Genomic DNA, 23,725 nt, shown 5'->3' with positions numbered 1-23,725 from the left:
CCGTCATGCACCGCGTGCGACGTCCGCATGCCACAGTCTCCACATCACTGCGAGCCAAGCGCCGGATCGGATGGTTCAGGCCGCCACGCGATGGGCGCTTGCCATCGTCGGCGCTACGACCGTGCGGTTGCGGCCCGAACGCTTGGCCTCGTAGAGGGCCAGATCGGCCGATTTGATCAAGTCGCCCGGCGTCAGTCCTAGCTGCGGAATCATGGCAGCCACGCCGATGCTGATCGTCGGACAAATATCAGGGCGACCCTTCTGCTGGACTCGAAGCGACAACACGCTTGCACGAATCACCTCGGCGATCCGGAATGCACCCTGGCCGGTTTCACCCGGCAACAGCACCGCGAACTCCTCGCCGCCGTAGCGGACGCCGAGGTCGGATGCGCGCCGCGTCCCGCCGGCAATGCATTGCGCGATGGAGGCGAGCGCCGCATCGCCCGCCTGATGTCCATGCGCATCATTGTAAGCCTTGAAACCGTCCGCATCGATCATCAGCAGCGAGACCGGCGTCGCCGTCCGCTGCGAACGGCGCCATTCGCGGGAAAGAACCTCGTCGAATTTCCGCCGGTTGCAAAGCCCGGTCAGGGCGTCGGTGTTCGCCAGCAAGGCGAGCTTGTTTTCGGCGGCGGTTCGCCGCTTCAGCGCATTGACCAGGAACACCGTCAAGGCCATCGTCACCGCGCACAGCGCCAGCATGATCGAGCCGATCAGCCAGACTTCCCGCCACCAGTCCGCATAGATGGTGTCGAGCGAAACGCCGTTGATGATGAGCATCGGATGATGGCCGATCTGCTGAAAGACGAACAGGCGCTTCTCGCCGTCGAGGATCGAAGCCGTTTCGTACCAGCCGCTTTGCACTCCGGGAAACTGCTTGAAGACGGTGGATTTTCGCAGGCTCTGCCCGATCGTGTCGATGTCGAACGGCGCGCGCATCAGAAGGGTGCCGTCCGCGCTCAGCAGCGTCATCGAGTCCTTGTCGCCGAAGTTCAGTTTTCTGAACAGGCTGTGGAAATAGCTGATGCGCATGCTGCCGGCGACGACCCCGCCGAATGAGCCGTCGTCGTTGGTGATGCGCCGGCTGAGACCGATCAGATATTGTCCGTCGGAGGCGACCCATGGACGGCTGATGAACAGCCCGGCGTGGGGCCGGCTGGCGTGAACCTGAAAGAAATCATGGCCTGAGTAATTTGCCTCGGCCGGGACCAGCGAGCGCGAATCCATCACGACCCTGCCAAGACGATCGATCACGAGAATCGAGCCCATGTCCTTGGCGGTGGCCGCCCGGTCGAACAGCACGACCTGCCGCAACTCGCGGCTGATGCTGTTGATATCGGGCAATTTCATGCCGTCCACGGCCGCCTGCAGCGACAGATCGTAGAGCTCGATGTTTCGCTCGATCTCGCTCGCCAGGCTGGAGACCAGATTGGTCGCAGCCGCCCGGCTGTGCAGGTAGTCGCGGTCGCCCGCATGCCAGAGAACCCAGCCGCAGATCGCGGCAAAGCTCAAGGTAACGGTGAGCCCCAGCGCCAGCAGCCGCTTGGTCGGCGCAACCTTCTGTCTCGTGATGCGCTCGGTCATCAACGTCCCCCAACCCCCTCAGCGCCCCCGCGCCTGCTCCTTTCATAGTGTTTTGGTCTTGAAGATGCGGTCGCGATTTGAGCGCAATGCGAAGCCCGTTGTTAAGGCTTCGCTAACCTTCCGGATGCTCTCCGGCCGACGCGCGGCGAATATGAGCCATTCTCTCGACACGCGCGCTTGTCACTCCGCACGTGGCAGGGCCGGATCAGTCAGCTTGTCCCTACCCGCAACAAGCATCGCCCCATCTGCGTTAGATGGCCGGGAGGTACGCGTCATGTCGCTAATCGGAAAAAAGTCCCGGCCTGCCCGCCGGCGCACCAACCAGCCCGCATGGATGACGGTCGACGGCGGGTTCGCCGCGCGCCAGTGCACCGTCATCGACATCTCGGAGGGCGGCGCCCGGCTGAGGGTCGAGGACCCGCAATTCGTCAAGCCGCAGTTTCAACTGAAGTTCGACCGGACATCGCCCGGCAGGGCCTGCAAGCTCGCCTGGAAAAAGGGCGACGTGATCGGGATCAAGTTCGTGTAGCCGGACGGGCCGCTGGCGCTTGTGGCCTCCTCGCTGAAGGTGCAGATTCCCTGCGCCCTTGCCGGTGCAACACGCCATGACCCGTCTCGCCTTCATCCTCGCTCTGCTCTTCACCGCCAGCTGGCAGGAAGCCGAGACCGTTGACGTCAGGGACCGGGGCCCGGTCGACCTCAGGGCCTTCACCTGCCAGGACGTCACCCGGAGCAGCATCATCGCGCGCGTATGTTACGACGACGCGAACCAGTACATGCTCATCCAGCGCAACGGCGTCTACGACCATTATTGCGAACTGCCGAAGGCGGCGCGCGATGCGCTGCTGAACGCACCTTCGATGGGCCAGTATTTTAAGGCGAACATCAAGGCGACAGGCTCCGACGAAAACGGACCGTACGACTGCCGCACGCATAAAGTGCCGTCCTATCAGTGACATCGGATTTGCCGTCGCTGCACGGTTCCCTGCCCCACGATTCCGTTATTTGACATTTCTTTCAGTTTTGTCAAAATCGTCAAATGGGCCCGCGCACCCGAATTCTCGATGCCGCGATGCTGGTGTTCCGCCGGCACGGTTTCCGGCGCTCGTCGATCGAGCAGGCGGCGGAGGCCGCCGGCCTGACGCGGCAGGCGCTCTATCATCACTTCAAGTCCAAGGAAGCGTTGTTCCGCGCCGTCATCGAGCGGCTGCATGAGGACGCACTCGCGGCCGAGATTGCGGCGGCGGCCGCCGCCGAGAAGCAAGACGGCAGCCTTGCCGATATTCTGGTCGCGTCGGTCAGCGCGAAACTCGGCCAACTGGCGGCCTCGCTCGACGGCTCGCCCCATGTCGAGGAACTGTTCTCCGAACATCTCCTGCAGGCGCGCGACCTCTACCAGAAATACACAACAGCCTATGCGGAGCAGCTCGCCGCGACGATTGTGCGCGTCTGCCGCAAGCAAGGCCTCGTACTCAACGCCGGCATGACACCGCGCGATCTTGCGCGCTGCGTCGAGATGGCGGTCAACGGCACGAAATCCGCCTACCCCGCGATGCAGCCGGCCGATGCTTTCCTGAAGGATCTGGAAATCATGTTGCGAACGCTGGTCGCGGGCGCCGTGCGCCCGGCATCCAGGTCGCGCGCCGCCACGCCGAAGCCTGCGAAGGGAGCAGCCCCCCGATCCATTTCCCGCAAACCTGGAGATCGCAGATGAGCACCATGACGATCAACGGCAAGCTTGCTCCCCTCCCCGACGATCCCGATGCGCTGCTGGTCGACGTCGTGCGCGACGCGCTCGACCTCACCGGCACCAAGCTCGTGTGCGGGGCCGGCGTCTGCGGCGCCTGCACCGTGCTGGTCGATGGCGAACCCGCCGTGAGCTGCCTGATGCCGGCTCGATCAGCCGCAACCAAGAACGTGACGACGGTCGAAGGCATCGGCGCGGCAAGACTGCACCCGGTGCAGAAGGCCTTCATGGCGCACGACGCCCTGCAATGCGGCTTCTGCACGCCGGGCTTCATCGTCGAGGCCGTAGCGTTTTGTGATTCCTGGCGCGCGGCCAAGGGAACGGCGGTGCCGTCGCGCGAGGAAATCGGCGCGGCGCTGTCGGGCCATCTCTGCCGCTGCGGCGCCTATGACGGCATCTTCCGTGCGGTAGCAGATGCCTGCGCCGGCCGCTTCGACGGCAACGATATCCTGCCGCCGCGCATGGAAGCGCGCGACAAGGTGACGGGAATGGCGAAGTATACCGTCGACATCCATCATGACGGCCAGCTCGAAGGGGTGATCCTGCGCTCGCCGTTTGCGCATGCGCGTATCAGCGAACTCGATCTGGCGCCGGCGCGCGCGATGCCGGGCGTGAGTGCCGTGATCTCGCTGCTCGGCGACGACCGCATCGTCCGCTTTGTCGGCCAACCGATCGCCGCCATCGCGGCCAGGGATCGCAGGACCGCGCTGGCCGCCATCGCCGCCATCAAGCTCGGCAGCGAACGCCTGCCCTCGGCGATCGGGCTCGACGAGGCGCGCCGGGCCGATGCGCCGGTGGTGTTCGAAAAATCCGCGCGCAAGAAGGCCGGCAACGTCTCCGAAGGCGGCGGTTCGCCGGCCTCCTGGAAAGGCAATATCCGCGGACCGTCGGCGGCTTTCTCCAAAAAGCCGAAAAAAGTGCGGAGCTGGGTCGACGCTGCGCGTGCGGCGAACAATCCGCTGCTGGTGGAGGGCACCTTCCGCACCGGCACGCAACAGCACGCCTGCCTCGAGCCGCATGCCGCGGTCGCGCGTTTTGACGGCGACCGGCTGACCGTGCATGTTTCGACGCAGGCGGTGTTTCACACGATGGAGTTGATCGCCAAACGCTACAAGCTCGACCGCGACAAGGTACGCGTGATTGCCGATCATGTCGGCGGAGGTTTTGGCTCGAAGGCAGCACTTGGCGTGGAAACGACCACCGCCATCGAACTGGCGCGCGAAGCCAGGGCGCCGGTCAGGGTTGCCTACGACCGGCACGAGGAGCTTTCGGTGACCGGCTATCGGCCGGCCGCGGAGATGAAGATCGCACTACTGCCGTCGGAGCAGGGCGAACTGAAAGCGCTGTCGCTGACGGCGCACGCCGATACCGGAGCCGCGACCAACTCCACCATCGCCGCACTGGCGCGCCTGATCTATCCGGCGGAAGCCAAAGAGCTCGCCGATTTCGATGTCATCAGCAATTTGCCGGCCGGTGCTCCCTTCCGGGGGCCCGGTGGGCCGCCGATGGCCTTTGCGCTGGAGCAGGCCATCGACGAAGCGGCGCTGCGCTTGCACGTCGATCCGATCGCGCTGCGCAAGCGATGGGATCCCGATACCAACCGCCAGCGGCTGTACGATTGGGCCATGAACCTGGAGGTGTGGCGCAACCGGAAACCGATAGCCGCGCAGAGCGGACGATATCGCCGCGGCGTCGGCGTCGCCACCGGCTACTGGCTTTATCTGTGGCAGCCCGGCTCCAAGGTCGAGGTGGCGGTGAAGGGCGGACGCCTGATCGCCAGCACCGCGACGCAGGATATCGGCACCGGCACCCGCACCGTGATCGCCAATACGGTTGCGCACGAGTTTGGGCTGGAGCCGCATGAGATCGAGGTCAGGATCGGCGATTCAAAACTGCCGGAGGGGCCGGGCTCGGGCGGCAGTAGGGTCACGGCTTCGGTGATCCCGCCGATGCTGCTGGCGATCGAGCAGTTGAAGACCGCGATCCGGCAAAACGCCAGGCGGCAACCGGTCCCCGGCTCCAACGCGCCATGGCGTGACATGCTCGCGGCATCGCCCGACCTCTCCGCTTCCGGCGTACGCCCGGAAGACTCCCGGCAGATGGCGCCGGGCGTCCAGTCGCCGCTGAAGCAGGCCGGATTCATGGGCATGATCTTCGGCTGGATGATGCGGCGCTTCTCCAACCTTGCGATCGGCGCCGGCGTTCCGAGCTCGGTGCAGGTCGTCGAAGTCGAAGTCGATACCTGGCTCGGCCATGTGCGCGTCGTCAACGTTCACACCGGTATTGCGGTCGGCAGGATCGTGGCGCCGGCATTGGCGCACAGCCAGGCGGCCGGCGCCGTCATCCAGGGCATCGGCTACGCGCTCTATGAAGCACGCGAAGTCGATTCCCGTACCGGCGACGTGCTCAGCGGCGGCATGGAGGACTATCGCATTCCCGGCATCGCGGACACGCCTGTGATCGACGTGCATTTCGACCAAGGCGGCTTCGATCACGTGCTCGGCGGCAGCGTCGGCATCGGCGAGGTCGCCACCGTGCCGACCTCGCCCGCGGTCGCCAATGCGATTCACAATGCGACCGGCGTTCGGCTGACCGAATTGCCGATCCGTCCCGACCGTCTCGTCGCCGCACTCAAAGGGAGGGCCGCCGCATGACACCATCAGCCATGACTGCCACGCAAGCAGCCGAATTCCGCGCAGCCGGCACCGATCTCAGCGAGAGGCGGCGCAGCGGCGTCTCAACAGGACCGCTGATCGATATATCAGCCGCGCCCGACATGATCGGGATGCATTGGGGCGCCGAGGGAAGTCTGCGCATCGGCGCCTTCACCACCATTGCCGCCATAGCCACCGATGCACGCATCGCCGCGGCTTATCCGGGCATTGCGGCGTCCGCGCAAGGTCTGGCGACGCCGCAGATCCGTTACCTCGCGACCCTCGGCGGCAACCTCGCGCAGCGTTCGCGCTGCTGGTATTTTCGAAATCCGCATATCGCCTGTCTCAAGAAGGGCGGATCGGATTGTCCGGCACGATCGGGCAATCATCTCTATCACGTCGCGTTTGATCTCGGTCCCTGCGTGGCGCCGCATCCTTCGACGATGGCCGCCGCGCTGCTCGCCTATGAAGCGAAGGTGACGACCGATCGCAGAAGCTCGCTGACGATCGGCGATCTCCTCGGCGACGGCTCCAACGGCAGCGCCGACAACGCGCTGCAGCCGGGCGAGATGATCAAGAGCATCGAGCTGCCCGTTCCGCTGCAGGGCGAACGCGCGCTGTACAAGCGCGCGATCAGCCGCTCCCATGCCGAATGGCCGCTGGTCGAGATCTGCGCCCGCGCCGTGATCAAGGACGGCGCGTTCCAGTTGGTCCGCCTCGCCGCCGGCGGCATCGCCCCGGTGCCACTACGGCTCGCGGCCGCGGAAGCCGCGTTGCAGGGAAAGAAGGTCAATGCAGCAACGATTGCCAGCGCCGCAGAACAAGCCACATCAGGTGCAAAGCCGCTACCGATGACGGGCTACAAACTCGATCTGCTGAAGGGCGTCGTGCAGGACTTGCTGGAACGGCTGGCGGGGTGACCCGTAGGACGGGTTGAGCGCTTGCGAAACCCACCAACGGGATTGATGGATATCGCTGCGCTCCACCCATACGCGTCGGACAAATCTGCCCAACGTCAATGATCCTCGAACTCGTCTTCCTCGTTGACCTTGCTGTTACCCCTGAACCAGCGCGAGATCGACTTCTTGGCTCCGAGCGAGCCCGTCAAATACGGATCGCGTGACGCGTAGGGATTACGCTGCCCGGCGCGGGCTGCGACCTGTTCGCCCGGCACGGCGGCCGGTTGACAGATCGTGCGGCGGGAGGCGCGGCGCATCAGGTCGACGTGGATGTGATCCTCATGGTGGGCATTGGAGCCGGGCGCCAGCACGGTGTTGAACTGCTGGCAGGCGGCTCCCTGCACATCGCGCAGAAAGCCCTGCTCTTCCGGCATGCCGCGCCAGCCGCCCCTGACCGTGATGCGCCTGCCGTCGGCGAGCGTGAAGGCTGCGATGTCGAGCGCGTTGCCGAAGGCGTGCTCGGAAATATGCGCGTGCGGATTGCCGTTCATGCCGCGGCACGAATAGGCCGATATCTGCTTGATCTCGACGACGCGGACGCCGAACCAGCGCATCGCCGCCGGCTGCACGGAATCGGTGAGCCAGCGGTCGAGCGCCGAGACGATCGGGCACGCCAGCGTCGCCGCAGGCTTCATCGAAACCTGTCCGAAGGCGCTGACGGAATTGCCCTGTGCGGGCCCGAGCCGCGGCGCGGCCGGCATTGCCGGTGGTGGCGAATAGGATGGCTGCGGATGCGGCGCAGAAGAAGGCGCGGTGTAGCGGTCGCGCGGCGGATAGGACGGCGCCGCCACATAGCCGCCGTCGCGCGAGGTCGGCGCGCCTTCGGGCGGCAGGTCGATGTCATCCTCCTGCGGGCCGACACCCGGCGCGGACAGCGAGATCGGGCCGTTCGACGGCGCAGCATAGTTCGGCTGGCGCGGCGCCGGAGCCGGATAGCTTCCCTGATAATTTCCTTGATAGTTTCCTTGGGGCGGCGCTGCCGCCGGCGCGCGGGTGATCGGCCAGCGCGGCTGATTGCCGATATTGCCGGGCGGCCGCAGGCTTTCGTCGGCAAAGCCGAAGCTGGTGATGTTTTCGCCGAGCGCCGCCACTTTCAGCGGGTATTCCGCACCGCACACGCCGGGACCGGCGATCGGGTCGATCCGGACCAGTTCCGGGCTCTCCTTGACCGCGCCGGACTTCAGGCAAGCGATTTCGGCCTCGGCACGCCACGGTTCGCGCTCGGCGGACTGAAAAAATCCGCGGCCACAACCCGCTAGCGAGACGAGGACGAAGGAGCCGACGAGATACAAACGAACTCCGCGCGTCATCCCCCGCACGTTCAACCAATTTATTTAAAGACTCTTCAACATGTTGATTTTACGAATTTTTTACCATGTTTTCGGGGACTGCCGCCCGTGGAGAGCGGGTGGATGGACAGCAACACTGACTTTTTGGGCCGGGAACGCTTTGCTAGCTTTCAGTGTTATGTGCGGGCACGACGTGAACCCAGGGAGCTTTCCCCAATGGATTTCGTAAGTCCTCTCGCCAGCAGACTTGGCGTTGTAACTGCGTATGTTGCATTCGCTTTCGTCGCCGCGATTGTGCTCGGCGTGTTCTAGACTTCCCGTCCAGAGATGGACCCGAACGCCCGGTGACGGTGTCACCGGGCGTTTTCGTGGGCGCACATAGCGTCAAGAGCGAAGAACCGTTGAAGGCTCTACGAGCGCGATCCCGATAACGTCTGCCACGACGTCACCAGGCTGTCGGCGCGGCGCGTGATGCGGCTCCAATTGTTGCCGGAGCAATAGAAGCGGCCGAGCGCGCAGGCTTCGACGCGAAGCGTGTTGATCCCCTTCATCGACATCGTGCCGTAATACGTCTCGCCAGAGTCCTGGCTGTAGACGCCGCCGGTCCATTGCCTTTCCTTCTTCGGCTTCATGTTGATCAGGATCGCTTCGCCCTTCTCGTTCGATGAACCGAGCACAAAGCCGCACAGCGCATTGCCGCATTTGGCGATCCGCACCGTGCCCTTGCCTTCGGTCTGCCAATCACCGATCGGAGAATCGGACGGCTCTTCCTCGGCCTGATGCGAGACGCGCTCAACCTGCGACGCAGGCTGCGCGGTCTCGACCGGTTTCGGAGGCGGCGTGGGCGGCGGCACTGGAATCGAAACCTGCGGCGGCGGAGGTGGCGAAGGCGCAGCGACGGGCTGGCTTCTCGATGCGGCCGTCGTGTAAACGGCCGGTGGCGGCGCGGCAACGATGGTCTTGGCCGGCGCCGTGGTCGCCGGCGGTACGGGTGGTGCGGGTGGCGAAACCGTCTGCGGCGCAGGTGGCGGCACAGGCTTCGCCGGCACTGCCGTGTCGCGCGCGTCGTCATAGCGGTCACGCTTGCGGCGCCAGTCGAGGCTTCTGGAGATCGACATCCTGGCGCACGATACCGAATGGCAACGCCTGGAGGATTCGATGTGCACCCGGTGGCTACCGACGCTGAACGAAATCGAACGACCGGCATGGGCCGACGAACTGAGCGCGATCAGCACGGCGAGAAAACAAAATCGTTTCATCGAAGCCTCCCCGCTGGTGACGCGGAAAACTAGTCGCGAGGAACCCCGACTGGATGTGATTTGAATCACCGAGCCGCGCCGCAGCGGCGCTTCCGGCTGCGGCGCTTCCGGGCGTCTTGTGACCTACGTCACAGAACGCCTCCCTCGCGCCGCGTAGGGTCCGCCCACGTTCTCCGCACCCGCTCGCAAGCCGTTCAGGAGGCTCTCATGAAGAAGCTCTACATCCTCGCCGCATTGTTGATGGCCACCACCTCGGCCCATGCCGGCGGAATCACCCTCCAGATCAACGGCGAGCGTGTTCGCGTTGAAGCGCCGCGCAACTGCAGCGCCATCTCCTGCATCAAGATCACCGCGCCCGGCTACAACGGCACGCTCGGCAATGTCGATCTCAAGGGCATGGGCTCGAAGAGCAAGAACGACGATGACGTCGTGGCGACCGCACCGGCAGCGCCCGCTCCGGCCCAGGCCACCGCCACAACAGCGGTGACGCCCGCACCCGCTCCAACTACCGTTGCGGCCGCAACACCGGCACGGACCGAAGCTGCGCCGCCCGCTCCGCCTCCGCCGCCCGCCCCTGTCGCCGCCGCACCCGTGCCGCCGCCGGCTCCCGCAGCCACCGCGTCCGACCCGAACTCGCCGATCGGCATCTGGGCGACGGAAGAGAACAAGGGCAACGTTCGCATCGAGGAATGCGGCGCCAATCTGTGCGGCTATTCCGTCAACACCGGCGAACGGATTTTGATCAACATGAAGCCGCAGGGCGGCAAGTGGACCGGCCGGATTCATGATCCCAGCAGCGGCCGCAATTACGACTCGACGATCGCGCTGAAGGGCACCGATACGCTCAAGGTCCAGGGCTGCGCTTTCGGCGGAATGTTCTGCGGCGGCCAGACCTGGAAGCGCACGAGCTGATATTTTTCCCCGAGACCCTATTCTCCCAAGACTTGTCTCCCAAGACTTGGGCCCCGTGAGATTTCACGGGGCCTCTTTTATGCACATCGCTAAATGGCGCCGGTTGGCGCTGTCCTAGCTTGCCGCGCGGAACTGAACCTCGCCGTTGTTCAGGAAACATGTCTTGGTGAAGAGGCTCAGATCCAGCGGATTCGGCAATCTGACATCTTCCAGGTCGGGGCATGGTTTCTTCAACGGATCATATGAGCGATCGATCTGGGAGATGAAGACGAAGATCAGCCCGCGATCGCGGGCGAACGACTGCAGGGTGCGAACCTGAACCATCAATTCCGGATTCTCACGCTTCTGGTCGAGCAGTTGCAGATAGTCCACGACCACCAGGGTGCCGCGAGGCGCGGTGGCCAGCCGCTTGACGATGTAATCCGAACTCATCTCGTCGGAGCTGTCGAATTCAAACAGGCCGGCAAAATCCTCCCGCGCCACGCCGATGGCGCGGAAACGATCCAGCATGTCCTTTTCGGTGTACTCCAGCGTGAAGAACACGCCTCGACTGCCGGACTTCATGGCTTGCACGGCAAGTTCGAGGCTCATCAGGGTTTTGCCCTGGCCCGGGCGCGCCCCCACCAGCACCAGGTCGCCGGGCGCCAGCCGCGCAAACAGTTTTTCAGCGGGCGCGGTTGCGGTCGCTTTGGCCGCGAGCAAACTCCAGCCGCCAAAACCCTCTTGCCTGGCAACGCGGTCGAGCGCCTCGTGCAGCGGGATATTTTCTGCACGGGATAGAAGTTTGGCCTTACGCTTCAAGTGATAAAGGGGCGCAGACAGCTTCATCGAAGAACCTCCTATTGCGAGCAATGATCACAACCCCTCCTTATGCTTGGTGCTCGAACAGTTGGTTCGATGATCGCAATGGCCCCGCATGAATGATGCTTTCCCGACGGAGGGGGGAGGCATGGGCCGCGCCAGAATCAGATTATAGCCGATCTGTGCCGAAGGGACATTGCCAACCTTGAACGAGGTTGCGGAGTAGTGGAAACGGGCTCGACCGGCAGCCATGCGGAGGACCGCGCTCCCGCGAAACAAATCTCCCTGCGACGAAACACATTTGCGCTAGGCGCGCTGGGTACGGCAGCTCAAGCCTATTCGCAGGAGCAGGAGCAGATGTGCACCGGCGATGCGATGCGGCTTTGCTCATGTCGAGCGCGTTACCGCCTGCATGGTCCAGAAGCGCGCGCAGCTCAGCGACGACTGCAAGGCGGTCTTTCATTACGTGCCGCCGGCCGCCACGCCGGTGAACTACGCGCCCGCGGCAAAGCCCTCCAAGCCGCTCAACCTGACCCCGCACAAGCGCGGCTGAGCATTTTTCCTTATTAAGGTCACAGCGCCATGTCCTGACATCCCGGACGTGGCGCTTGCCCGTTTTGGCCTCCCGTGACGACAAGTGCGGTGTTCATCCCACATTCAGGCTGACGGCGCTGAAATCACGGCCCCGCCTTCTGCCTTCCCCCGTGAACGGAAATCCCCGATGTCGCGCCAGCTTTCCTTCGCGCTACTGCTGTTGGCCTGCAGCGCGTCGATCGGCATGACCAATGCTTCCGCGGCTCCGTCCGACCCGACTCAATTGGCGCAGGCACAGCCCGACCCTTCGCAGCCCGCCGCACCGGCGACGGCCGCACCCGATCCCGCCACGCCCGACGCGACTACGCCCGCTGCGGATGCGCAGGCGCCGGAGGAGCCGATCGGCAACGTCGCAACCGTGACCGGCAGCGCCAGCGTGATCCGCGACGACAAGACCACGCCGCTCAAGGTCAAGGACGACATCTATCTCAACGACATCGTGCAGACCGGAGCTAATGCCGCGCTCGGCATCACCTTCATCGACAACACCACCTTCAATCTCAAGGCCAACACGAAGATCACCATCGACAATTACGTCTATGAGGATGGCGGCAAGAGCAACGCGGCGATCTTCGACGTCGCCAAGGGCACCGCCGCGTTCGTCGCCGCCTCGGTGGCAAAAACCGGCGACATGAAGATCACGACGCCGACGGCGACGCTCGGCATTCGCGGCACCACCGGTCTCGTCGAGGTGCCCGAAGGCGCCGCCGCCAACAATCCGAACAACGTCGCGGTCAAGCTTTATCCCGACGCCGACGGGCGCGTCGGCCGCATCGAGGTCAACGATCGCGCCGGAGCGAGGCTCGGCTTTCTGACGCAAGGCGCGAGCGGCTTCACGATCCGTCCGGGCGCCGGCGGCGCGCGCTTCGCCGCGGTGCCGCTGGTGATCCCGCAACAGGTGATGCTGCGCGACCAGGGCTTTGTGCGCCAGCTTCACTCGACGCAGAATGTCGGCCGGCAGGTCGTGTTCCAGCAGCGCGAATTCCGCCGCGCCAATCCTGGCTTCGTCAATCCGAACCGGCCGATCCGGCAGCTTCAGCCTGGCCAGCAGCGGCCAAATGGTTTGCCCGGACAGAACAGGCCCGGACAACAGCAGCCTGGTCAGTTGAACCGTCCGGGTCAGCCGCGGCAGAACGGTCTGCCGGGGCAACCCGGTCAGCCGCCACTGCCGACTGTGCCGAACCGCCAGGGACAGCAGCAGCCGGGCTCGCCCAGCCAAACCGGCGTGCCGCCGCGGACCGCACAACCGTCACGCCCCGGCTTGCCGGCACAGCCCGGACTGCCGCCACGCGCAGGCCAACCGCAACAGCCCAATGTGCCGGCGCAGCCCGCCGCGCCGCCGGCACGGCCAGGACTGCCGAACAGGTTCGGCGTGCCCGGACTGCACCGGCCGCCCGCCGTTCAGGGAGCGCCCGCCCTGCAGCGTCCGGGATTGCCCGCCGCGCCGAGGCGGCCTGCGCCCGCACCGCAACGCGGCAAGCCGCCGCCAAAGGAATTGCGATAGTCGTGCCCCGGTTCTGCGACGCATCGCTTGCGCGCTGCATCGGGACACGAGCTAGCGAAAGAGCCTGAGCAAGTTTCGAAGAAAGCCCACGCGGTCCGTCTTGTGCTCGCGCAACGCAGGCTGCGCCACGTCCGGCAATGCCACGCCTTCGACACCGCTCGCCGCGGCCAGCGCGATCGGTCCAACGTTCTCCAGGAACGCGCGCTCATAGCCGCGCGACAGCCGCTCGACGGCCTCCCCCAGCGGCAGCCAGTCCACCGCCTTCACGTCGCGCATCAATTCCCGCACCGGCGTGCCGCCCGCCTCCATGCGCCAGTAATGCACGACCTTGGGGCCACCGCGTGTCTCATAGACCAGCGTGCCCAGAAATTCGTGCACGGAGACGTCGTGCCCGGTTTCTTCCATCACCTCACGTTCGGCGGCGGTGCGCGGCGTCTCGCCATGATCGAGCTTGCCCTTGGGCAGGCACCATTCATTGCCCTTGCGTAAGCGCACCACCGCGACCAGCGGCGACTCCGCCTGCCGCAGCACAATGCCTCCCGCCGCCAGAACGGGCGTTCGCGCCATCTCTCTTCCCGTTTCCCGATTTCGAATCTCGCGACCATATAGCGGCAAGCGGCCGCAAGATCGAGATCGGGAACTACGGTTTTCGCAACAGCGGCTCGCCTGCGCGGATGCGGGCTCCCTCCGCGACATGGTCAGCGAATTCGAAATGATCCGGCGCCAGCACGATGATGGTCGAGCCGTGCTCGAACCATCCGAGTTCGTCGCCCTTGCTGACTTTCGCATCGCAGGGAAACACCGCCGGCCCCCTGCTCTGCGCGTTGAGCGTCACATCGAGGAAATGCAGCCGGATGCTGGCCACCAGAATGGCCGCGACCGGCACCAGCGTCAGCGCTTCGCCCGATGGCAGGCGCATCTCGAGCACCGCGCGCTCGTTCTTGCAGAACAGGCGCTCGACCCGCTTCAGCGCGATCGGATTGACGTTCCAGACGTCGCCATGCATGAACGTCACCTTCTCGATCGCGGCATCATGCGGCGCATGAAAGCGGTGATACATGCTCGACGTCAGCCGCAAAGTGAGGAAGCGGCCGTTGCGGTGGCTCTCGACCAGCGCGGGATCGCCGAGCAGGTCGAGCAGCGAATAAGGCGCGCCCTTGATCTGGAACAGTTCGGTATCCGCGATTCTGCCGAAGGCGCCGATGATGCCGTCGGAGGGGCTGACCACGATGGCGGGATCGGGATCGGCCGGACGCAGGCCGGGCCGCAGCTCGCGGGTAAAACAATCGTGCAGGCTTCTGAATTCGGTCTTGCTGGCTTCCGACAGATCGAGATCGGAAAACAGCCGCCAGCAGGCGATCGAAGCATCACGCACGAACGGGTTCTCGATCTTGCTGAACCAGCCCATGAAGCGCGTCAGCGCCGCCCGCGGAATCCGGTTGGTCAGCAGGAAGTTGAGGTCCTCCTGCTGGGTAAAGCGGGCGATCAGGCCCCTCATTGTCATCAATCTGTCAGCAGGATTGGCTAGCGCTTCAGGCATGGATTCGTCCCTTCCGATTCTTTCGCTGTCCGCCGCTGCGGTCGTGAGTGCCGCGGCAGTCTTCCCCAAATTGCAGGCGCGGCTGGCGCTGTCGCGCGCCAAGCACCGTTCGCTGGCCGGACATTCCAAAATGTCCAAAATGGTCGCGCGGCTGCTGCCGCACTACGAGTTCGATATCGACGGCTTCTTCTGCTCCGACGGCGCGCCCGGCAACGTCGCCATGCAGCGCCAGGACGCCTTCTTCCGCCTCGCCCGCCTCTATCAGGAGCGCTACGCCAAGGGCCGGCAGATGACGACTGAGGCGGCCGGGCACATCTCGGACCTGCAGTTCACCGAAAGCTACCGGGTGCCGTTCCAGTACAGCCGGCTGGTCCGGGAAAATCTCGGCACCGGCGCCTTCATGCAGTCCTCCGCCGGCGTCACCGTCACCGATGTCGACGGCAATGTGTTCTACGACCTGACCGGCTCCTACGGCGTCAACATCTTTGGCAACGACTTCTACAAGGAGTGCATCACGGAAGCCGAAAAGCGCGCCCATGCGCTCGGCCCCGTGCTCGGTCCCTATCACCCCGTCATTACCGACAACGTGCAGCGGCTGTGCGAAATCTCCGGCTTTGACGAAGTCTCGTTCCACATGTCCGGCACCGAAGCCGTCATGCAGGCGGTGCGGCTGGCGCGCTATCACACCAAGCGTACGCATCTGGTTCGTTTCGCCGGCGCCTATCACGGCTGGTGGGGCGACGTGCAGCCGGGCGTCGGAAATCCGGTTTCGCCGCATGAGACCTATACGCTGGCCGACATGTCGGCGCGGACGCTGCATGTGCTGCGCACACGCCGCGACATCGCCTGCGTGCTGGTCAATCCGCTGCAGGCGCTGCATCCGAACGCCAACGCGCCCGGCGATTCCGCCCTCGTCGACAGTTCGCGCAAGGGCGCGTTCGATCGCGCGGGCTACACCGAATGGCTGAAGAAGCTGCGCGAGGTCTGTAACCAGCGCGGCATCGTGCTGATCTTCGATGAAGTCTTCGTCGGCTTCCGCCTCGCCGCCAAAGGCGCCCAGGAATATTTCGGCGTTCGCGCCGACATGGTTACCTACGGCAAGAGCCTCGCCGGCGGACTTCCGGTCGGCGTCGTCTGCGGCGCTAAGGAACTGATGCGGCGTTTTCGCGATGACCGCCCCGCGGACGTCTGCTTCGCCCGCGGCACCTTCAATTCGCACCCCTACGTGATGACGGCGATGGATGAATTCCTCAGCCGCCTCGCCAGTCCGAATTTCAATGCGGTCTATCAGGGGCTCGATGAAACCTGGAACGGACGCGCCGCCGCATTGAACGAGCGGCTGGCCGCAAGCGATTTGCCCGTCCGCGTCAGCAATCTCTCTTCGATCTGGATGGTGCAATATACCGAGCCGTCCCGCTACAACTGGATGCTCCAATACTATCTGCGCGCCGAGGGGCTGGCGTTGAGTTGGGTCGGAACCGGCCGGCTGATCTTCAGCCTCAACTACACCGACGCTGACTTCACCGAAGTCGCCGATCGCTTTGTCGCGGCAACCGAAAAGATGAAGCGCGACGGCTGGTGGTGGCACGATGCCGCGCTGACCAACAAGAGCATCAAGCGGCAAATCCTGAAAGAGATGCTTGCCAAGAGGTTTGAGCGCTGAGGGCGCTGCCTTTTTCCACCTCCGTGACCAGCCTGATTCTGGACATTCCTGTCTCTGTTCCACCGTCATTCCGGGGCGATGCGAAGCGTCGAACCCGGAATCTCGAGATTCCGGGTCTGGTCCTGCGGACCATCCCGGAATGACAGTGCCAGAGACGTGGATGCCCGTTACTAGGCCGGGCATGACGGCGACCATTCCGGCCACTCAAGCCGGCTTGACGTGCTTCTCGAGGCCGGGATCGATCAGTTCGCCCTTCATCAGATACAGCGGCGACTTGTAGTACAGCTTGAGATCGCTGAAGGGGTCGGTGAGAATCTTGGTCATCCAGACGAGGCCAGTCTCGACGTCGCGGATGAAGAACAGGTGGACGGTGCGGAACAACAGACCGCCGATGCCGACCGCCAGCCAGATCTTCGCCACCTGGCGCATGAAGTCCGCCGTCGAGGTCCAGGGCGTGAACAGGCCGAACAGCGTCGGGTCGAGATACAGGACCAGCGGCGACAGCGCCCAGACCGTCATCAGCACGACCTTGCGCTGCAAATTGTAGCCGACCTTGATCTCTTCCTTGTGCTCATGGGTCGCGTGATTGACGTGGTCGTAGCCGCGCGGCTCGAAGAAGAAGTGACCGGCCTGCCGCGTCGTCATCGACACCAGCCAGCCGACCAGCGCCGACACCACGGGATCGAAGAACAGCATCGCATAAGCGAACAGGAAACTCGCTGCGCTGACGAAGTGCAGCGACTGGTTGATGCGGCTGTGGTGATAATAGCGATGGTCATCCCAGCGCTGGGTTCGCAGTTCCTGCAGGAAGTTCTTGATCATTCTCTACCCCCAAATTCTTTCGGGTTTGTGCTTATCGAGATTCGATGTCCGGCATGTGACATCATCATGTCGACATGTAACGGCTCGCAGGGACGCGATGACGCGGGCGGCAACGCTTCGCGTCAGGCCGCCGCGGCGATGTCGCCTTTACGAAAACGCACTAGGGAGAAATGGCCGAGCGGCGGCACCAGGCGGCGCTCCGCCAGTTCGATGCCGCGCGCACCCGCCAGCCATTGCGCGTAGCGCGACCAGGCGAACTCAGCGGTCCGGAAGCCGAGCGGACGCACCACCGGCTGCAGCCGCTGCTCGATGAAGCGGCGCATGCCGGCATCGGCGCTGACGCGGGTCAGGATAATGAGTTCGCCGCCCGGCCGCAGCACGCGGGCGAATTCGTCGAGCGCCTTTTCCGGGTTAGGCACTGCGGTGACGACATATTGCGCCATCACCACGTCGAACGAATTGTCGGTGAATTCGAGGTTTTCGGCGTCCATCACCGCAAGGCCCTCGACGTTCTTCAGGCCGAGTTCGTCGACGCGCTTCTTCGCCTTCTGCAGCATCGCTTCCGAAATATCGGTGCCGAAGATGCGCAGATGCTGAGCGTATAGCGGCAACGAAATGCCGGTACCGACGCCGACCTCGAGCACGCGGCCACCGATCTTGTTGGTCGCCTGGATCGCCGCCTTGCGGCCCTTGCTGAACACGCCCCCGAACACGAGGTCGTAAACCGGCGCCCAGCGATCATAGGCCTGCTCGACCGTTTCGCGGTCGAAGTCCAGGGTCCTGCTACCGTCAAGCTTGATGATGTCTGCCATGGTTGGTTCTGCCTTCTCGTCTTACGCGTATGACTGATTTGATGGTCTTAGCTCTGCACAGCGCTTGTAGCGGGCGCCCGGCGCACCGGCCGCAGCGCGCGGCTCGGCTGCAGCGCGGTCAGATTGCCGATGAACTGCCGCGCGCTGTTTTCCCAGGAACGCGAAAGCGCAAAATTCCGGCAGGCCTCGCGCGACATCGTCAGCGCGCGCAAGGACGCGCTGCGCAGATCGGTATCGATCGCGCCGATCGGGTGATCGGCGATGACGTCCTTCGGGCCGGTGACCGGGAACGCCGCGACCGGCGCGCCGCAGGCCAGCGCCTCGAGCTGCACGACGCCGAACGTATCGGTGAGGCTCGGAAACACGAAGACGTCGGCAGCCGCAAGATGCGCGGTCAGGTCCGCGCCCTTTTTCTCGCCGAGGAAAATCGCGTCGGGGTATTGTTTGGCGAGTTGCGCCCTCTGCGGCCCGTCGCCGACGACCACTTTCGATCCCGGCAGGTCCAGCGACAGAAACGCTTCGAGATTCTTTTCGACCGCAACGCGGCCCATGGTCATGAAAATCGGCCGCGGCAGATCGAGCGTCGCCGGCGCATGCGGGTTGAACAGTTCGGTATCGACGCCGCGCGTCCAGAAGCCGAGCTTGCGGAAACCCCGCGTGGAAAGTTCCTGCCGCAGCGAATCGGTTGCGACCATGACGGTGGAAGACGCGGCATGAAAGTGCCGCAGCACCGCATAGCCGACGCTGGAGGGGAACCCGGTGCGGACGGCGATATATTCGGGAAAGCGCGTCGTATAGGACGTGGTAAACGCAAGCTTGCGGCGGCGGCAATAGGCGCGCACCGCCCAGCCGATCGGCCCCTCGGTTGCGATGTGGATGGCATCCGGCGCGGCCTCTCCGATCCGCCGCGCGATCTCGCACCGGTTCGGCAGCGCGATGCGTAACCCCGGATAGGTCGGCAACGCCATCGAGGCAAATCCGTCCGGGGTGAGGAAGCCGATGTCGGCGCCAAGCGCTGTGGCGCTCTTCGCCAGCGACGTCAGCGTGCGGACGACGCCGTTCACCTGCGGATGCCACGCATCGGTCGCAATCAGTATCTTCATGTCCCGGACCCGAGATTTCGTGAACGATTCTCAAATCCGACGTTGGGACATGGATATTTCAGGCGTATGACGTCATCGTTCTGTAAGGTTGTTTTTTAAGCCCCTCTCCATGCATTTTCGTGTAACGTGACAGCAAGATGTCAGATCCAAACGACAATAATGCGCGATCCCGCCGACGGCGAAAGCAGAAGGGCTATGCGCTTCTTATCCTTGCCGCCGGCATGCTTGCGTTCTGCGTCGTCGCCGGCACGCTTTATTACGTGCTGCGGCCGACAACCCTGCGAATTGCGGTCGGGCCCGCCGGCAGCGAGGACCAGAAACTAGTCCAGTTGATGGCGCAGACGTTTGCGCGCGAGGGCGGGTCGGTCCGGCTGGCGCCGATCACGACGGAAGGCGCGGCGGAGAGCATCGCGTTGTTCACGGCCGGCAAAGCCGACCTCGCGGTGGCACGCGGCGACCTGAACCTGCCGGCCAACGCCGAGTCGGTCGCCATCCTGCGCAAGAATGTCGTTGTGCTGTGGGCGCCTTCGGGCCTTCCCGCCAAAGGCTCGAAGAAGCATCCCACGCCCAAGATCAAGAGTCTCGACGAACTGGCCGGCCACCGTGTCGGCGTGATCGGGCGGACGCAGGCCAATGTCGCGTTGCTGCGCAATGTTCTGAAAGAGTCCGGCATCAACCCCGACAAGGTCACGATCAGCCAGTTTGCCACCAACCAGATCAATGAGATGGCGCGCGACCAATCGGTCGACGCGTTCATGGCGGTCGGCCCGCTCAAGAGCAAGATCACCGTGGACGCGATCGCGGCAACGGCGACCGCCCGCGGCGAACCGAAATTCCTGCCGATCGAGGTTGCCGATGCGATCGCGAAAAAAAACCCGATCTACGAATCCGAGGAGATTCCCGCCAGCATCTTCGGCTCCTCGCCGCAGCGGCCGGAAGACAAGATCGATACCGTTGCCGTCAACCACTTGATCATCGCGCCGAAGTCGCTGTCGGACACGGCGGTCGCCGCCTTGGCTCGCCAGCTCTTCACCAACCGCCAGCAGCTCGCGCGCGAATTGCCGACCGCCTCGCAGATCGAGAAGCCGGATACCGACAAAGACGCCGCGCTACCGGCGCATGCAGGAGCGGCGGCCTATATCGACGGCAATGAACGAACGTTCCTCGAAAAATACACCGACTATATCTGGGGCGCGATCTTGCTTGTCTCAGGCTTGGGGTCAGTCGGCGCCTGGTTCAGGCACTACTGGAACAGAGACGAACGCGAGGTGTATGTCGGCCATCGCGATGAACTGCTCGACCTGATTTCCAGGGTACGCCAGGCGGAAACGCCAGACGAACTGGCGGAGATGCAGAATGCAGCCGACGGCATATTGCGTCACGCGTTCGATTGCTATGACGACGGCGCGGTCGAGGACGGCGACCTGTCGGTGATCGGGCTCGCGCTCGAGCAATTTCACCATGCTGTCGCCGACCGGCGTGTCGTGCTCGGCGCCGGCGTTGCCGGGACGCCGCGAATGCGCGCCAGCTAAAGCCTGATTGGTACGGACGCCTTTCCTTCGATCAGCTCACTTGCCTGATCCGGCGCAGCGGGAGTTCTTCTTCCTTCTCCCCTTGTGGGAGAAGGTGCCCTCGCGTCAGCGAGGTCGGATGAGGGGTCTGTCTTCGCGGAGAGAACCCCTCACCCCGTCTCAATCGCGCTTTGCGCGATTGATCCACCCCAAGAGCGAGCTTCGCTCGTCTCGCTCCCACAAGGGGAGAGGGGAAGACCAGCCCCGCCCGCCGTCAACGAAACCTTAATGAAACAATTCCCTAACGGGACGAAACCATTTTGGCGATTTTGTGCAAATGTCCTGAAACGGTTCACCTGTACATGCTTCCCCAACGACGCGCCGAAAACGGCGCGACTGGGCGTAGAACAGGGGACGACCATGTTTAATTCATTGAAGCTGAACATCCGCATTGCTGCCGCCGCTTTTGGTGCGCTGGCGATCGGCGCGACCGCATTTTCCGCACCCGCTGCAGCGGCTCCGCTGCCGCTGTTTCCGTTTTTCCTGCCGCAGATCGAAGCGGCCCCGCCGCCGGTTGCGGCCGTGCCCCAGGACGACGAAGACCGGACGGTCGAGATCCCGGCGCGGCTGCGCCGCCAGGTCGTGAACTACTACACCCGCGAGGCGCCGGGCACTGTTATCATCGACACCCCGAACACCTATCTCTATCTCGTGCTCGGCAACGGCCAGGCGATGCGCTACGGCATCGGCATCGGCCGCGACGGCTTCACCTGGTCCGGCACGCAGACCATCACCCGCAAGGCCGAATGGCCGGCCTGGACCCCGCCCCCGGAAATGATCGCCCGCCAGCCCTATCTGCCGCGCCACATGGCCGGCGGCCCCGGCAATCCGCTCGGCGCCCGCGCGATGTATCTCGGCGGCACCATCTACCGCATCCACGGCACCAACGCGCCGGAGACGATCGGCACCCGTGTCTCCTCGGGCTGCTTGCGCCTCACCAACGAGGACGTCAGAGATCTCTATTCGCGCGTCAGCGTTGGAACCAAGGTGATCGTGCTGCCGATGACGGATCGCCGCGCCGATCTCGGCCGCACCATTCGCTAAGTCATTAGCGTTTCTTAATGCGAAGAATGCGGCCCCGGCCTTCGCCGGGGCCGTTTTGTATTGATCTGATGCAGCCCTTATTGCGCAGTGGCGTGGCCCTCGCCGCCGCTGTAGAACGTTGTGGGGCTATTCAATGGGATCGGGGGGACGATGCGTCTGCCGATGCATCTGAAGACGATTTCGATTGCGCTTGCGGTCCTAATCGTCTCGTTTGCGGCGAGCCTGAAGGTGATGGACTTCGTCGCGCCGCGCGCCACGAACCAGCCGCCCGCGCTCGCCGAATTGCCGCCGCTGCCGCCGGCGCCGCGCGCATCCACCGTGATGGCGCCAATCGCGGTTGCGCTGTCGGCAATCCGCGACGCCGCCGATCGCGGCGCGCCGCGCAACTTCACCGGCAAGGCCGACAATCCGATCTCGCAGATCCTGCAGAACGCCGACATCGGCTGGACCGCCTCGCGCGGACCGATCGTAGCTACCGGCGCGCCCGACGTGCTGACGCTGGCGACGCCGCTGACGGGAACGCTCAACGTCACCGGCTCGCTGTCGGCGAAGGCGACGGGTGCGGTCGGCGACGCGCTCGGCGGCCTGCTCGGCGGCAATGTCGCCAAGCAGATCGGCAGCGTGAACATCAAGAACCTCAACGCCAGCGCCGAGATCAAGGGCAACGTCGTCATATCAGCGCGGCCGAAGATCGCCGCGAACTGGCGCATCGAGCCCAACCTGGCAGCGCAGGTCAATCTCGGCGACAGTAGCCTCAGCGTGGCGGGTGCGCGCGTCAACGTTCCCGCGCAGGTGAAGCCATTGATCGACAAGAACGTCGCCGAGCAGATCGCGCTGGTGCAGGCGCGCATGCGCAACGATCCGGCCTTCGAACAGAACGCGCGGGCGCAATGGGCCAAGGCCTGCCGCTCGATCCCGCTGCAAGGCACGACGGCCGGCTCGACGATGCCGACGCTGTGGCTGGAATTGCGCCCCATACGGGCGATTGCCGCGCAGCCGCGCATCGACGCTGCGAACCTTACGCTGACGCTCGGCATCGAGGCCGAGACCCGCATCACGCCGGCCGAGACCAGGCCGTCCTGCCCATTCCCCGCCGAGATCGTCATCGTGCCGCCGACGCCGGGACGGGTCGCGATCGGCGTTCCCATCGACATGCCTTTCACCGAGCTCAACAGAATCGTCGAAGCGCAGTTCGCCGGAAAGACTTTTCCCGAAGATGGTTCCGGCTCGGTCGACGTCACCGTCAAGCGCGCCAGCGTCGCTGCGTCGGGCAACCGCCTCCTGATTTCGCTGCTGGTAAGCGCGAGGGAAAAGAAGAGTTTCCTCGGCCTCGGCGGCGAGGCCAATGTGCATATCTGGGGAAGGCCGGCGCTCGATCAGGCCGAGCAAACGCTGCGGCTGACCGACATCGAGCTCGCCGTCGAGTCGGAGGCCGCCTTCGGGCTGCTGGGCGCCGCGGCCCGTGCGGCGATCCCGCATCTGCAGAAGACGCTGGCGGAAAAGGCGACCGTCGACCTCAAGCCGTTCGCCGCCAACGCCCAGAGAAAGATTGCGGCCGTGATCGCCGATTTCCAGAAGAACGAGGACGGCCTGCGGGTTTCGGCCGAGATCAGCAAGCTGCGCCTCGCCGGCATCGCTTTCGATTCCAAAACGCTGCGCGTGATCGCGGAAGCCGAAGGCGCGATCAACGTCTATCTGAGCGCGCTGCCAGCGCTGTGACGCAATTCGAGGTCCGTAGGGCGGGCAAAGCGCAAGCGTGCACACCATCTTCCCGTTCAAGGAAATGATGGGCACGGCGCGTGCGCGCCTTTTTGCCCACCCTACGGCATCTGCCGGCGCTGTGCTGCGCGCGGCACTCCGCGTACAC

21 protein-coding genes are annotated in these 23,725 nt (G+C 64.4%); 12 read left to right on the top strand and 9 right to left on the bottom strand.

Annotated features, from left to right (window positions below; genetic code table 11):
• Positions 1-75: 75 nt before the first annotated feature.
• On the bottom strand, positions 76-1,584 hold the full coding sequence (locus V1293_RS31735) for a sensor domain-containing diguanylate cyclase (protein WP_334515146.1): 1,509 nt from the start codon (positions 1,582-1,584) through the stop codon (positions 76-78).
• Between the two features lie 274 nt (positions 1,585-1,858).
• Here V1293_RS31735 and V1293_RS31730 point away from each other — a divergent pair, with 274 nt between their 5' ends.
• The 5 genes from V1293_RS31730 (at position 1,859) to V1293_RS31710 (ending at position 6,905) form a co-directional block, all read left to right on the top strand.
• Entirely contained in the window at positions 1,859-2,113 is a 255-nt protein-coding gene (locus tag V1293_RS31730; RefSeq protein WP_334515145.1) for a PilZ domain-containing protein, read from the top strand.
• A 76-nt stretch (positions 2,114-2,189) separates the two neighbouring features.
• Positions 2,190-2,540, top strand: coding sequence for a KTSC domain-containing protein (locus tag V1293_RS31725; protein WP_334515143.1), 351 nt, complete (start codon positions 2,190-2,192; stop codon positions 2,538-2,540).
• Between the two features lie 83 nt (positions 2,541-2,623).
• The gene (locus V1293_RS31720) at positions 2,624-3,298 is read left to right on the top strand and encodes a TetR/AcrR family transcriptional regulator (RefSeq protein ID WP_334515141.1); all 675 of its coding nucleotides are present in this window, start codon (positions 2,624-2,626) and stop codon (positions 3,296-3,298) included.
• The gene (locus tag V1293_RS31715) at positions 3,295-5,985 is read left to right on the top strand and encodes a molybdopterin-dependent oxidoreductase (protein WP_334515139.1); all 2,691 of its coding nucleotides are present in this window, start codon (positions 3,295-3,297) and stop codon (positions 5,983-5,985) included. Before V1293_RS31720 ends, V1293_RS31715 begins: the two co-directional genes overlap by 4 nt.
• Positions 5,982-6,905, top strand: coding sequence for an FAD binding domain-containing protein (locus V1293_RS31710; protein ID WP_334515138.1), 924 nt, complete (start codon positions 5,982-5,984; stop codon positions 6,903-6,905). Before V1293_RS31715 ends, V1293_RS31710 begins: the two co-directional genes overlap by 4 nt.
• A 95-nt stretch (positions 6,906-7,000) precedes the next feature.
• Here V1293_RS31710 and V1293_RS31705 read toward each other — a convergent pair whose 3' ends face one another.
• The gene (locus V1293_RS31705; protein WP_334515136.1) at positions 7,001-8,254 is read right to left on the bottom strand and encodes an extensin-like domain-containing protein; all 1,254 of its coding nucleotides are present in this window, start codon (positions 8,252-8,254) and stop codon (positions 7,001-7,003) included.
• Between the two features lie 389 nt (positions 8,255-8,643).
• The gene (locus V1293_RS31700) at positions 8,644-9,492 is read right to left on the bottom strand and encodes a DUF2147 domain-containing protein (RefSeq protein ID WP_334515134.1); all 849 of its coding nucleotides are present in this window, start codon (positions 9,490-9,492) and stop codon (positions 8,644-8,646) included.
• 207 nt (positions 9,493-9,699) lie between these two features.
• On the opposite strand from V1293_RS31700, the gene V1293_RS31695 reads away from it, so the two are divergent.
• Positions 9,700-10,404 carry a DUF2147 domain-containing protein gene (locus V1293_RS31695; RefSeq protein WP_334515132.1) on the top strand — a complete coding sequence of 235 codons (705 nt, stop codon included), beginning with the start codon at positions 9,700-9,702 and terminating at the stop codon, positions 10,402-10,404.
• A gap of 114 nt (positions 10,405-10,518) precedes the next feature.
• Here V1293_RS31695 and V1293_RS31690 read toward each other — a convergent pair whose 3' ends face one another.
• On the bottom strand, positions 10,519-11,232 hold the full coding sequence (locus V1293_RS31690; protein WP_334515131.1) for a DNA helicase: 714 nt from the start codon (positions 11,230-11,232) through the stop codon (positions 10,519-10,521).
• Positions 11,233-11,617: 385 nt separating this feature from the next.
• On the opposite strand from V1293_RS31690, the gene V1293_RS36265 reads away from it, so the two are divergent.
• Complete coding sequence (locus V1293_RS36265) at positions 11,618-11,758, top strand: hypothetical protein (protein ID WP_442894311.1); 141 nt, start codon at positions 11,618-11,620, stop codon at positions 11,756-11,758.
• A 168-nt stretch (positions 11,759-11,926) separates the two neighbouring features.
• Positions 11,927-13,303, top strand: coding sequence for a FecR family protein (locus tag V1293_RS31680; protein ID WP_334515129.1), 1,377 nt, complete (start codon positions 11,927-11,929; stop codon positions 13,301-13,303).
• Positions 13,304-13,354: 51 nt separating this feature from the next.
• On the opposite strand, the gene V1293_RS31675 is transcribed toward V1293_RS31680, so the two are convergent.
• Both V1293_RS31675 and asd read right to left on the bottom strand, forming a co-directional pair.
• Complete coding sequence (locus V1293_RS31675; RefSeq protein ID WP_334515127.1) at positions 13,355-13,870, bottom strand: NUDIX hydrolase; 516 nt, start codon at positions 13,868-13,870, stop codon at positions 13,355-13,357.
• 73 nt (positions 13,871-13,943) lie between these two features.
• Positions 13,944-14,807, bottom strand: a complete 864-nt coding sequence (gene asd / locus V1293_RS31670; protein ID WP_334517002.1) for an archaetidylserine decarboxylase — start codon at positions 14,805-14,807, stop codon at positions 13,944-13,946.
• Positions 14,808-14,841: 34 nt separating this feature from the next.
• Between asd and V1293_RS31665 the strand changes: the two genes are divergently transcribed.
• Positions 14,842-16,506 carry an aminotransferase class III-fold pyridoxal phosphate-dependent enzyme gene (locus tag V1293_RS31665; protein WP_334515125.1) on the top strand — a complete coding sequence of 555 codons (1,665 nt, stop codon included), beginning with the start codon at positions 14,842-14,844 and terminating at the stop codon, positions 16,504-16,506.
• 204 nt (positions 16,507-16,710) lie between these two features.
• Here the strand turns inward: V1293_RS31665 and V1293_RS31660 are convergent, their stop codons facing one another.
• From V1293_RS31660 to V1293_RS31650, 3 genes are all read right to left on the bottom strand, one after another.
• A complete protein-coding gene (locus V1293_RS31660; RefSeq protein ID WP_334515123.1) occupies positions 16,711-17,328 on the bottom strand; it encodes a hypothetical protein in 618 nt (205 codons plus the stop codon).
• 122 nt (positions 17,329-17,450) lie between these two features.
• Positions 17,451-18,140: a class I SAM-dependent methyltransferase gene (locus V1293_RS31655; protein WP_334515121.1), complete on the bottom strand. Its 690-nt coding sequence runs from the start codon at positions 18,138-18,140 to the stop codon at positions 17,451-17,453.
• Positions 18,141-18,187: 47 nt separating this feature from the next.
• Positions 18,188-19,243, bottom strand: coding sequence for a glycosyltransferase family 4 protein (locus V1293_RS31650; protein ID WP_334515120.1), 1,056 nt, complete (start codon positions 19,241-19,243; stop codon positions 18,188-18,190).
• Between the two features lie 137 nt (positions 19,244-19,380).
• On the opposite strand from V1293_RS31650, the gene V1293_RS31645 reads away from it, so the two are divergent.
• The 3 genes from V1293_RS31645 (at position 19,381) to V1293_RS31635 (ending at position 23,577) form a co-directional block, all read left to right on the top strand.
• Entirely contained in the window at positions 19,381-20,775 is a 1,395-nt protein-coding gene (locus tag V1293_RS31645; protein ID WP_334515119.1) for a TAXI family TRAP transporter solute-binding subunit, read from the top strand.
• Between the two features lie 399 nt (positions 20,776-21,174).
• Entirely contained in the window at positions 21,175-21,858 is a 684-nt protein-coding gene (locus V1293_RS31640) for a L,D-transpeptidase (RefSeq protein WP_334515117.1), read from the top strand.
• A 150-nt stretch (positions 21,859-22,008) separates the two neighbouring features.
• The gene (locus V1293_RS31635) at positions 22,009-23,577 is read left to right on the top strand and encodes a DUF4403 family protein (protein WP_334515115.1); all 1,569 of its coding nucleotides are present in this window, start codon (positions 22,009-22,011) and stop codon (positions 23,575-23,577) included.
• Positions 23,578-23,725 lie beyond the last annotated feature (148 nt).

The organism is Bradyrhizobium sp. AZCC 1693, assembly GCF_036924745.1.
Classification (GTDB): Bacteria; Pseudomonadota; Alphaproteobacteria; order Rhizobiales; family Xanthobacteraceae; genus Bradyrhizobium.
Note: the sequence above shows the minus strand (reverse complement) of the source record. Positions and strands in the feature narration are given on the sequence as shown.

Excerpts from the sequence above, each read along its gene's own strand:
- V1293_RS31735 (WP_334515146.1), bottom strand. The coding sequence starts at position 1,584 with ATGACCGAGCGCATCACGAGACAGAAGGTTGCGCCGACCAAGCGGCTG.
- V1293_RS31730 (WP_334515145.1), top strand. The coding sequence starts at position 1,859 with ATGTCGCTAATCGGAAAAAAGTCCCGGCCTGCCCGCCGGCGCACCAAC.
- V1293_RS31725 (WP_334515143.1), top strand. The coding sequence starts at position 2,190 with ATGACCCGTCTCGCCTTCATCCTCGCTCTGCTCTTCACCGCCAGCTGG.
- V1293_RS31720 (WP_334515141.1), top strand. The coding sequence starts at position 2,624 with ATGGGCCCGCGCACCCGAATTCTCGATGCCGCGATGCTGGTGTTCCGC.
- V1293_RS31715 (WP_334515139.1), top strand. The coding sequence starts at position 3,295 with ATGAGCACCATGACGATCAACGGCAAGCTTGCTCCCCTCCCCGACGAT.
- V1293_RS31710 (WP_334515138.1), top strand. The coding sequence starts at position 5,982 with ATGACACCATCAGCCATGACTGCCACGCAAGCAGCCGAATTCCGCGCA.
- V1293_RS31705 (WP_334515136.1), bottom strand. The coding sequence starts at position 8,254 with ATGACGCGCGGAGTTCGTTTGTATCTCGTCGGCTCCTTCGTCCTCGTC.
- V1293_RS31700 (WP_334515134.1), bottom strand. The coding sequence starts at position 9,492 with ATGAAACGATTTTGTTTTCTCGCCGTGCTGATCGCGCTCAGTTCGTCG.
- V1293_RS31695 (WP_334515132.1), top strand. The coding sequence starts at position 9,700 with ATGAAGAAGCTCTACATCCTCGCCGCATTGTTGATGGCCACCACCTCG.
- V1293_RS31690 (WP_334515131.1), bottom strand. The coding sequence starts at position 11,232 with ATGAAGCTGTCTGCGCCCCTTTATCACTTGAAGCGTAAGGCCAAACTT.
- V1293_RS36265 (WP_442894311.1), top strand. The coding sequence starts at position 11,618 with ATGGTCCAGAAGCGCGCGCAGCTCAGCGACGACTGCAAGGCGGTCTTT.
- V1293_RS31680 (WP_334515129.1), top strand. The coding sequence starts at position 11,927 with ATGTCGCGCCAGCTTTCCTTCGCGCTACTGCTGTTGGCCTGCAGCGCG.
- V1293_RS31675 (WP_334515127.1), bottom strand. The coding sequence starts at position 13,870 with ATGGCGCGAACGCCCGTTCTGGCGGCGGGAGGCATTGTGCTGCGGCAG.
- asd (WP_334517002.1), bottom strand. The coding sequence starts at position 14,807 with ATGACAATGAGGGGCCTGATCGCCCGCTTTACCCAGCAGGAGGACCTC.
- V1293_RS31665 (WP_334515125.1), top strand. The coding sequence starts at position 14,842 with ATGGATTCGTCCCTTCCGATTCTTTCGCTGTCCGCCGCTGCGGTCGTG.
- V1293_RS31660 (WP_334515123.1), bottom strand. The coding sequence starts at position 17,328 with ATGATCAAGAACTTCCTGCAGGAACTGCGAACCCAGCGCTGGGATGAC.
- V1293_RS31655 (WP_334515121.1), bottom strand. The coding sequence starts at position 18,140 with ATGGCAGACATCATCAAGCTTGACGGTAGCAGGACCCTGGACTTCGAC.
- V1293_RS31650 (WP_334515120.1), bottom strand. The coding sequence starts at position 19,243 with ATGAAGATACTGATTGCGACCGATGCGTGGCATCCGCAGGTGAACGGC.
- V1293_RS31645 (WP_334515119.1), top strand. The coding sequence starts at position 19,381 with ATGTCAGATCCAAACGACAATAATGCGCGATCCCGCCGACGGCGAAAG.
- V1293_RS31640 (WP_334515117.1), top strand. The coding sequence starts at position 21,175 with ATGTTTAATTCATTGAAGCTGAACATCCGCATTGCTGCCGCCGCTTTT.
- V1293_RS31635 (WP_334515115.1), top strand. The coding sequence starts at position 22,009 with ATGCGTCTGCCGATGCATCTGAAGACGATTTCGATTGCGCTTGCGGTC.